This is a genomic window from Bacillus sp. SIMBA_031, assembly GCF_046535225.1.
GTDB classification, from domain to species: Bacteria; Bacillota; Bacilli; order Bacillales; family Bacillaceae; genus Bacillus; species Bacillus velezensis.
On record NZ_JAWRXC010000181.1, the window covers coordinates 1 to 276 of the forward strand.

Annotated in this window: 1 protein-coding gene; it reads right to left on the reverse strand. The window is 34.8% G+C overall.

Annotation, left to right across the window (positions count from 1 at the left end; genetic code table 11):
- On the reverse strand, positions 1 to 276 hold a 276-nt coding region (locus SB724_RS19970), incomplete at both ends, for a hypothetical protein (RefSeq protein WP_410572560.1).

Below are 276 nucleotides of genomic sequence, written 5' to 3' on the forward strand. Positions count from 1 at the left end.
CTCCCAACGGATTTAGAATCCTGCTCAGGTAGTAGGATGGTTTATAATAATTTCCGCCTATAATAAGCTCTCCACAATCGTATTTTGCAGTGTCTGCTTTATCAAAAAAATACTTATATCCGTTATCTGCTGTTATGGTAAAGGCATCTGCTTTAAAAGTGGCTGTATTACTATCCCTTGCATATTCTATCTTAGCGTTATTTGGCATAAGATTAATTAGTGAAAAAGTATTATTTGTAACATCCCTTTTTATTCTAAATTTACCGGAGAGACCGG